Source organism: Paenibacillus sp. MAHUQ-63 (genome assembly GCF_028765165.1).
GTDB lineage: Bacteria > Bacillota > Bacilli > Paenibacillales > NBRC-103111 > Paenibacillus_E.
In genome coordinates, this window is record NZ_JARADB010000017.1 from 40,260 (window position 1) to 47,704 (window position 7,445).

The 7,445-nt window shown below is 49.9% G+C and carries 8 protein-coding genes, 12 tRNA genes and 1 riboswitch; all 20 genes read right to left on the bottom strand.

Annotated features, from left to right (window positions below; all coding sequences use genetic code 11):
* Nucleotides 1-49 precede the first annotated feature (49 nt).
* The 20 genes from PUT07_RS34655 to PUT07_RS34750 all read right to left on the bottom strand — a co-directional run bounded on the left by PUT07_RS34655 (nt 50) and on the right by PUT07_RS34750 (nt 7,396).
* Complete coding sequence (locus tag PUT07_RS34655; protein ID WP_274473419.1) at nt 50-709, bottom strand: hypothetical protein; 660 nt, start codon at nt 707-709, stop codon at nt 50-52.
* Nucleotides 710-878: 169 nt separating this feature from the next.
* Nucleotides 879-1,769, bottom strand: a complete 891-nt coding sequence (locus tag PUT07_RS34660) for a C40 family peptidase (protein ID WP_274473421.1) — start codon at nt 1,767-1,769, stop codon at nt 879-881.
* Nucleotide 1,770: 1 nt separating this feature from the next.
* Nucleotides 1,771-1,918: riboswitch (cyclic di-AMP (ydaO/yuaA leader) on the bottom strand.
* Nucleotides 1,919-2,039: 121 nt separating this feature from the next.
* Nucleotides 2,040-2,972: an aldo/keto reductase gene (locus PUT07_RS34665; RefSeq protein WP_274473423.1), complete on the bottom strand. Its 933-nt coding sequence runs from the start codon at nt 2,970-2,972 to the stop codon at nt 2,040-2,042.
* A 200-nt stretch (nt 2,973-3,172) separates the two neighbouring features.
* Nucleotides 3,173-3,243 (bottom strand) — tRNA-Gly (locus PUT07_RS34670).
* 9 nt (nt 3,244-3,252) lie between these two features.
* Nucleotides 3,253-3,326, bottom strand: a tRNA-Pro gene (locus tag PUT07_RS34675).
* 24 nt (nt 3,327-3,350) lie between these two features.
* Nucleotides 3,351-3,427, bottom strand: a tRNA-Arg gene (locus PUT07_RS34680).
* Between the two features lie 6 nt (nt 3,428-3,433).
* Nucleotides 3,434-3,508, bottom strand: a tRNA-Gly gene (locus PUT07_RS34685).
* 103 nt (nt 3,509-3,611) lie between these two features.
* Complete coding sequence (locus PUT07_RS34690) at nt 3,612-4,310, bottom strand: AIM24 family protein (RefSeq protein ID WP_274473424.1); 699 nt, start codon at nt 4,308-4,310, stop codon at nt 3,612-3,614.
* Nucleotides 4,311-4,321: 11 nt separating this feature from the next.
* Complete coding sequence (locus PUT07_RS34695) at nt 4,322-4,774, bottom strand: hypothetical protein (RefSeq protein ID WP_274473425.1); 453 nt, start codon at nt 4,772-4,774, stop codon at nt 4,322-4,324.
* Nucleotides 4,775-4,809: 35 nt separating this feature from the next.
* On the bottom strand, nt 4,810-5,439 hold the full coding sequence (locus PUT07_RS34700; protein ID WP_274473426.1) for a GyrI-like domain-containing protein: 630 nt from the start codon (nt 5,437-5,439) through the stop codon (nt 4,810-4,812).
* Nucleotides 5,440-5,576: 137 nt separating this feature from the next.
* Nucleotides 5,577-6,086, bottom strand: coding sequence for a ferritin (locus PUT07_RS34705; RefSeq protein WP_274473427.1), 510 nt, complete (start codon nt 6,084-6,086; stop codon nt 5,577-5,579).
* A 118-nt stretch (nt 6,087-6,204) separates the two neighbouring features.
* A complete protein-coding gene (locus PUT07_RS34710) occupies nt 6,205-6,456 on the bottom strand; it encodes a DUF1450 domain-containing protein (protein WP_274473429.1) in 252 nt (83 codons plus the stop codon).
* Between the two features lie 146 nt (nt 6,457-6,602).
* Nucleotides 6,603-6,687, bottom strand: a tRNA-Leu gene (locus tag PUT07_RS34715).
* 12 nt (nt 6,688-6,699) lie between these two features.
* Nucleotides 6,700-6,772 (bottom strand) — tRNA-Lys (locus PUT07_RS34720).
* Nucleotides 6,773-6,787: 15 nt separating this feature from the next.
* Nucleotides 6,788-6,864 (bottom strand) — tRNA-Asp (locus tag PUT07_RS34725).
* 29 nt (nt 6,865-6,893) lie between these two features.
* Nucleotides 6,894-6,970, bottom strand: a tRNA-Met gene (locus PUT07_RS34730).
* Nucleotides 6,971-6,986: 16 nt separating this feature from the next.
* Nucleotides 6,987-7,059: transfer RNA gene (locus PUT07_RS34735), tRNA-Val, on the bottom strand.
* 28 nt (nt 7,060-7,087) lie between these two features.
* Nucleotides 7,088-7,162 (bottom strand) — tRNA-Glu (locus PUT07_RS34740).
* A gap of 39 nt (nt 7,163-7,201) precedes the next feature.
* Nucleotides 7,202-7,293: transfer RNA gene (locus PUT07_RS34745), tRNA-Ser, on the bottom strand.
* Nucleotides 7,294-7,320: 27 nt separating this feature from the next.
* A tRNA-Asn gene (locus tag PUT07_RS34750) sits at nt 7,321-7,396 on the bottom strand.
* Nucleotides 7,397-7,445 lie beyond the last annotated feature (49 nt).

Consider the following 7,445-nt stretch of genomic DNA (forward strand, 5'->3'; position numbering starts at 1 on the left):
CAAAGCTTACGAATCAGTGCTTACCCGGCTTAGACGGTTTTGACGGCTTCTAATGAACGCGATTCATCCGAACGACCCGATAGTACAGAGGGCTGCCTATCTCGTGCTCCACTTCCAGATATCCTTCTACATGGACATAATCGCCCGTCATGTAGGTCGAGGCATCGGCGGAACTGGTGTGTGTCATAAAGAGGAGAGCAGCCTTCTCATTGCCTATTACAAAGCCTGTTTGTTCTTTGATCTGAAACTTATCCAGCACCGTCCCGTGATGGGATCTGGCGATATGGTGAAATTTCCAGGAACCTTCTTCTTTCGTTAGAAAATAAAGCACGCGATTCTTGAAGCTGTTGCTGAATTCCCGCGTAACCCCAATCATGCAAACCTTCTCGCCCAAGCGCAAATATTCATCGATCACGTAGGATTTCAGACGCAGCCGCTGCACATTTTTGTGTTGAATATAGGCTTCCATCTCTTCGATCGTTCTTTGATCCCGGGGATCCTGTCTCGTCGCATAAAATACTTCTCTAATAAACGTATCCGTTTGCAGGCTTCTGGCTCCCTTGAAATGGTTATACGTGCGGAAAAACTGTTGAATGACCCCCCGGATCTCCTCTGGAATGGCAGGCCCCTTATCCACGGTATACATGCTGTCGGTCTTATTCGAATGTCTTATTTTGTGAAACCAGCTTTTCCAGACACTTAGTTGCATGCGTGCGTGTTCACCCGCTCTCTCTGACTTCCAAACATTTCTTCATTATAGGCTAAAAATCATAAAATTTCGATAAAAATCGCATTTTTTTGCATAAAAAGAAACACCTGCTCCCGATGGCTTTCTTGCGAAAGACGCATGGAAAACAGGTGTTCGTGTCATTCTTACCTTATAGAACTCTTTTCGCTCCGACGTACCTTGCTTTCCAGTACGAACTGGATAAGCTGTCCACGGCCACGCCTCTGGAGCTAGTCGCTGAGATGAAGCGGCCATTGCCCAAGTAAATGCCTACGTGATTCACGGTTTTGGAAGCGAAAAACACCAAATCTCCGACCTTCAAATCGGTCACCTGGGTGCCTGCTTCACTGTGCATCTCCGCGGATGTACGCGGAAGCTCAATGCCTTTGGCTTGATATACAAACCTTACGAAACCGGAGCAATCGAATCCGTTCGGCGTCGTTCCTCCCCATACATAAGGCACACCCATATAAGCGTTAGCCGTTTGGATGATTTGCTCATTTACGGGTACGGCGGCAGGCGCGGCTTTCGGAGCCGGCGGCGGCGCTATCCAGGCCGGCTTGTGCGATTGTCCGTCCGTTTCTACAATCGCAATCTGGTTAGGTTCATTCCACTCAATCGGCGAACCGAACGTTTCGGTGATGAAACGCAGCGGAACGTAGGTGTTGCCTTCGTAAACGGTTGGAGCGCTTTCCATGCTGATCTTCTTACTGTTCACGATCGCCTGCTGCTGATCGGTAACCAGCATGATCGACTGCTGCTTATTGACCAGCGTGACTTCGATCTCATTGGCCAGCTTCTCCCAGCTTACCTGATAGCCCAGCTTCTCGGACAACACCCGGAGCGGCACTTGCATGATGCCTTGGGCATCGATGTAAGGCTGCACTTCCGGGAACTTCAGCAGCTCGTCATTGACCTGTACCTTGACAGTACGGTCGGACGGAGCGGCTTGCGAAGCCTCGGCGGCTGGAGCTGCAAACAGAGGAACAGCGGCGCAGAGCAGAGCGCATGAACAAATAAGACGTGATGAAAAAGATTTCAAAGCTTTGCCTCCTTGAAGCCTCCGAGGTTAGTTGACGGGTTCGGGAAGAGGTTTTCCCTAGTGCGCCATGGGCAGCGCTCATTCACCCCAAGTAAAGAAGTCCCCCGTACCGGAGCTTTTGCTGCTCCAGGATTCGGCATTTTTTGTCTATGTTAGACTAGCATAGTTTCCTAGAGAGGTACAACTTTTATGGCGAGGTAAGTTTTACCAATGGAAAGCACACCCAGAACAGCAAAAAGGAGTTAAGCAGAATCGCTTAACCCCTTGCCATTAGTTATAGCCGATCACCGATAATGCGCGGTTGCTGACTGCGCTCAGCTGCTCCAGCTCGGATGCGGATAGCTCGAGCGCTGCCGCGGCAACATTGTTACGGAGATGATGCTCATCCTGCGTGCCGATAATGGCGGAAGTCAGCGCCTCTTGATGAAGCAGCCATGCGATAGCGATTTGCGATACGGTTGCCTGCTTCGCATCGGCCAGCTCTTTCATCAGGGACAGAAGCTCCTTCTCCGCCTCCATGTGCTCGGGCAAGAATAACCGTCTTGTACTACGGAAATCATCCGCCTTGAGCGTTTTGCCTTGAAGATGGAAGGCACCGGTTAGAATCCCCTTCGCGATCGAGCTGTAGCTCATAATGCCGATGCTGTGTTCCTCGCAGAACGGTACAATTTCCGGTTCGATGGCTCTGTGCAGCAAGCTGTATTCCGGCTGGATCACATCGATCTGCGCATAGCTTACCGCTTCCTTCAGCTGCTCCAAGGAGAAATTGGACACTCCGATCGCGCGAATCAAGCCTTCTTCTTTCAGCTTAACGAATTCTGAGAGCGTGTCCTGTACCGGGATTTCAAAAGATGGCCAGTGAATGTAATAAATATCTATGTAGTCTGTTTTCAAGCGCGAGAGACTGTTCTCAGCGGATTTGCGCACATCTTGAGGACTCAAGTTGCTTCTGCTCACCTTAGTCGTGATGATACAATCCTTGCGTATATCGGCCAATGCGGCTCCGACGATTTCTTCCGAGTGTCCGTTCCCGTAGCCTTCAGCGGTATCGAACGTCGTAACTCCCAGCTCGAACGCTTGGCGGATGAGTGCTATGTTGTTCTGATCGTTCGTGAACTCCCATGGGCCGCCGCCCAATTCCCAGCATCCGAAGGTGATGGTTGAGATGTCAAATCCGGCATTTCCTAGCTTTTTCGCTTTCACGTTGCCGACCTCATTTCTTTGAAATAAATTTGCGGTATGAAAATATGTCTGCCTTTGCACACGTTAACATATTTAGTATAACGCTTATGGCCACCATTTGCCAAGAAACCTCATCATGGGTGGTTGAACCCCGGCGGCATTCACTTCGTTCTCCGCTGGAAACGAAAAAAGACCACCCGAAGGTGATCTTTCTCTTGTGAAGCGGGTGATGGGAATCGAACCCACGCTACCAGCTTGGAAGGCTGAAGTTCTACCATTGAACTACACCCGCGAATATTTATCGGGACGACACGATTTGAACATGCGACCCCCTGCTCCCAAAGCAGGTGCTCTACCAAGCTGAGCTACGTCCCGATAATGTGTGAAGCTTGATAGAAATGGCGCGCCCTGAGAGATTCGAACTCCCGACCTTTTGATTCGTAGTCAAATACTCTATCCAGCTGAGCTAAGGGCGCAAATAATGGAGCGGAAGACGGGGATCGAACCCGCGACCCTCGCCTTGGCAAGGCGATGCTCTACCGCTGAGCCACTTCCGCACGGTATGTCTTGCTTCTCGCCCGAGCAACTTTATCTCAGAGGCGACAAGGAATAATATATCAGGAATCGAAGACAAATGCAAATGTTTTTTATTCCCAACGCTTATTTAATAAAAATACCGCCAAAAGGTATCACCTCTTTGGCAATACGCCGCAGCAAACTATCGCTCCACATATGCTCGTCCAACTTGCGGTCCGGCTTGCATGGCTGCAGCAAAACCCGTCCGTTCCCGGTCATTTCCCAGTGGTAGTTCATATGTTGACTCGCCAGCGTGTTGCCGTATACGCACAGACGAAGCTGCGCATTTCGCGGATATGCGACAAGACAGGTGGTGTCCACATATAAAGGCTGCTCCGGATCTAAAGCCATCTGGTACAGCGGCCCCGCCGTCAACAGTCCCAATGATCCCGGACCTTTGAACTGCATTTTCACCAGATCCTGCGTGATGAGCGTATGTTTCACATTTTGCAGGTGAGAGGAGAAGCTGACGCCTTCGGTATAGAACAACACATGCCGGAATTCGTATAACAAATCGTCTTCCGCCCCGATCGGCACGACAGACATGCTGTAGCCGTCAGGCAGCCCCAGCAGAAGCTGAGCGGGACCCTGCAGCCGCGATTGAATCAACCGTTTCTTCCGGTACATGCCAGGCAGCTTCATCAAGGAATCCTCGCGCTGCTCGGACCTCCCTTGGAACGCTGCGATCTGATTCGGATGCAGCACATGAACAACTTCCCCCTGATCCAAGCGCAAGGTGGCCATTCTGGCCTGCGAGTTTGCATGTTCCATAGCCACTTCCATGCCCCAGCCTCCTATTTCATCTGACGCTTCTGCCTCCGCCATACCATGTATCGAAACACGCGCCCCAGCACGAAATAAAGCACTACCAGCGCCGCGGCAGCAACGGCCATGTTCGTGATTTTACGATTCCGCCGCTCTTTATCGAGCGCTGCTTGCTCCATGACTCGTAATCGTTCTTGCAGCTGTTTATTTTCATTAACGAGCTGCTCATTTTGCTCCAACAGCTTGGCTTCCGTTTCTTCAGACCGGCGAATCGTTTCAGCCAGCTGATCTTTCTGTTCTTCTAACTGCTGTTTGGTAGTCTCATATTCTTTCTGAATCTGCTCGATATTCTCTGGCATCTGGTAAATGTCTTTCACGCGATCCAGCCAAGAAGCTTCCGCCGAAGAAGGGTTCATTAGCCCTATGCATATGAACAGAGTTACGAGCACTCGACCGGTCGCCATCGTACTGCGCATTCGCATAGACTTCCCCTCCAATTCGACAATATTCTTTTATTTTACCGCAAAAGTCCCACTTCCACCACCTCTACCGGATATCGCAAAATCGTCCGTAACTTCGACGTGTCTACCTTTCTCGGATCGGACAAATAGATTTCATGATGGAGCCCGCTCTTCTTCAGATGATTGGCTTCCATGAATCGGTCCATTTCATCGAGCGTCTCCGGTTCCGTCGCATAAGGTCCGACATGCAGCATCTGTACACATCTGCCTTCATGCAATCTTTCGAACTCAACGGATGCGATGATCTTCAGCTCTTTCTTCTTCCTCAGTGCCGCTGCGCGGGCCTCTGCGACCTTCTGCTCCGTCACGAATGCGGGCATCCGGATGAGCAGCTTCCAGTGCCACTCCTCCCTTGGGGCCTTTAATGCTTGCGTGATATCTCCAAGGACCCACCACAAGCCTTCCAGCTTCGCTACGGTGAAGTCTTTCAGCTCGGCCTTATAAATCCCCTTAACGCCATAGGAAACCGTGTAAAGCGCCTCTGTGGCCCGTGCGAAGGTTTCTCCGTCCGGATCGCCTTTGCCCGTAATCGAAACATACCATAAAGGCTCACAATCGATAACCTGAGGCTTCCTTAGAGCCCCGTAGTAAGCTATGTCCGCTTTGGCCAAATCCAATTTATCCATAAGACACATCCTTCTTGTTTTTCTGTCAGTATACCGGATAAACCCTGACAGCTATCCGTCAGCATAATAGAAAAAACTTACCCATCGCTAATTTTCGCGAAAAAGGTAAGCTTTTGCCTCATGAATATCGTATGTAATTATTCCCCTGCTGGCGGAGTGAAGGTGCGCTGTGCAAATTCAGCATCCAACATGAAGAAGGCGTTGCTGTCTTTGTCAATGCGCTTCAGCTTATTGATAATGCTGTCGAACATCGCTTCTTCCTCAACCTGTTCGTCGATGAACCATTTGAGAAATTGCATCGTAGCATGCTCACGATCATTAAGAGCCAAGTCTGACAGATGGTAAATCCGTCTGGTTACTTCTTGCTCATGCTTATATGCATGCTCGAAGGCATCGAGGATCGACTTGTACTCGTTCACTGGCGTATCCATGCCGGCGAAAGTTACCTTCTTCCCGCGATCATTAATGAATTTGAAAATCTTCATGGCATGGAACTTCTCTTCTTCCGCTTGCACGATGAAAAAGTTCGAGAATCCATCCAAGCTCTCTGCGGCACAATAACCAGCAATCGCCAAATAGACGTGCGCGGAGTAAAATTCGTAGTTCATCTGCTCGTTCAGAGCTGCTGTCAGTTCATCTTTCAACATGGTAATCGGCACATCCTTTCTGTATGGTTATCATTTGCGCAATCCCCATACATACAAGATTACCAGAACTCCATGTACAAATACAAACAGAAAGCAACAATTTTCACGGATGAAGGGTTCAGGCCATAACCGTCTCGGCCTTGGATTCAGCAATAATTTGCTTAAGCTGTGCATATAGTAAGTCGGGCGAAGCCGCGCATAATAACTCTTTCTTACCGATCATGGCAATGCATTCCTTCTTGCAATGCTTGCAGTTGCCTAAGCAGTCCTTCTTCTTCTGTTTCAAATCCGGATATTCATTCTTCAAGGATTTATATATTTGCTTGGAGCCGAACTTCTCATTCCGACAGCAGTATTTAATCGTTTTCATGTTCGCTCTACCCCCACAGCTGAATTCTACCGCTACACCTGATATTAGTGATAATAATAATCAATGTCAACAGTTAAATGGTGAGAAATGTACAAAAAAGAAGAACCTTCCCTCTTCCTTTAAGGAAAAGAGAAGGTTCTTCGCGATGCGGTCAAGAGGACTCGAACCTCCACGGGGGGTTAGCCCACACGGACCTGAACCGTGCGCGTCTGCCAATTCCGCCATGACCGCGAATTACAAAAGTGAGCCATGTAGGACTCGAACCTACGACACCCTGATTAAAAGTCAGGTGCTCTACCAACTGAGCTAATGGCTCTCACTGCTTAAAAAATGGCGGAGCCGACGGGATTCGAACCCGCGGTCTCCTGCGTGACAGGCAGGCATGTTAGGCCTCTACACCACGGCTCCACACTAGGTATGACCTCAACGAAGGAGGTTGGTTGCGGGGGCAGGATTTGAACCTGCGGCCTTCGGGTTATGAGCCCGACGAGCTACCGGGCTGCTCCACCCCGCGTCGTTATAATAGAAAATGGAGGCTGACGGGATCGAACCGCCGACCCTCTGCTTGTAAGGCAGATGCTCTCCCAGCTGAGCTAAGCCTCCATGGGAACAAAAACTTCTATGGTAATCATGGTGACCCGTAGGGGACTCGAACCCCTGTTACCTCCGTGAAAGGGAGGTGTCTTAACCACTTGACCAACGGGCCCCGAAAAACAGGCTTTTCTTATGTATACGTGACTTTAAGTGGCGGAGAGAGAGGGATTCGAACCCTCGAGACGCTTGTGACGCCTACACGATTTCCAATCGTGCTCCTTCGGCCAGCTCGGACACCTCTCCATGAAAAGCCTGGTATAGGATAAAAAATGGCTCCCCGAACAGGACTCGAACCTGTGACAACTCGATTAACAGTCGAGTGCTCTACCAACTGAGCTATCAGGGAATACGGCTTGGCAACGTTCTACTCTCCCAGAACCCTGCGGTTCAAGTAC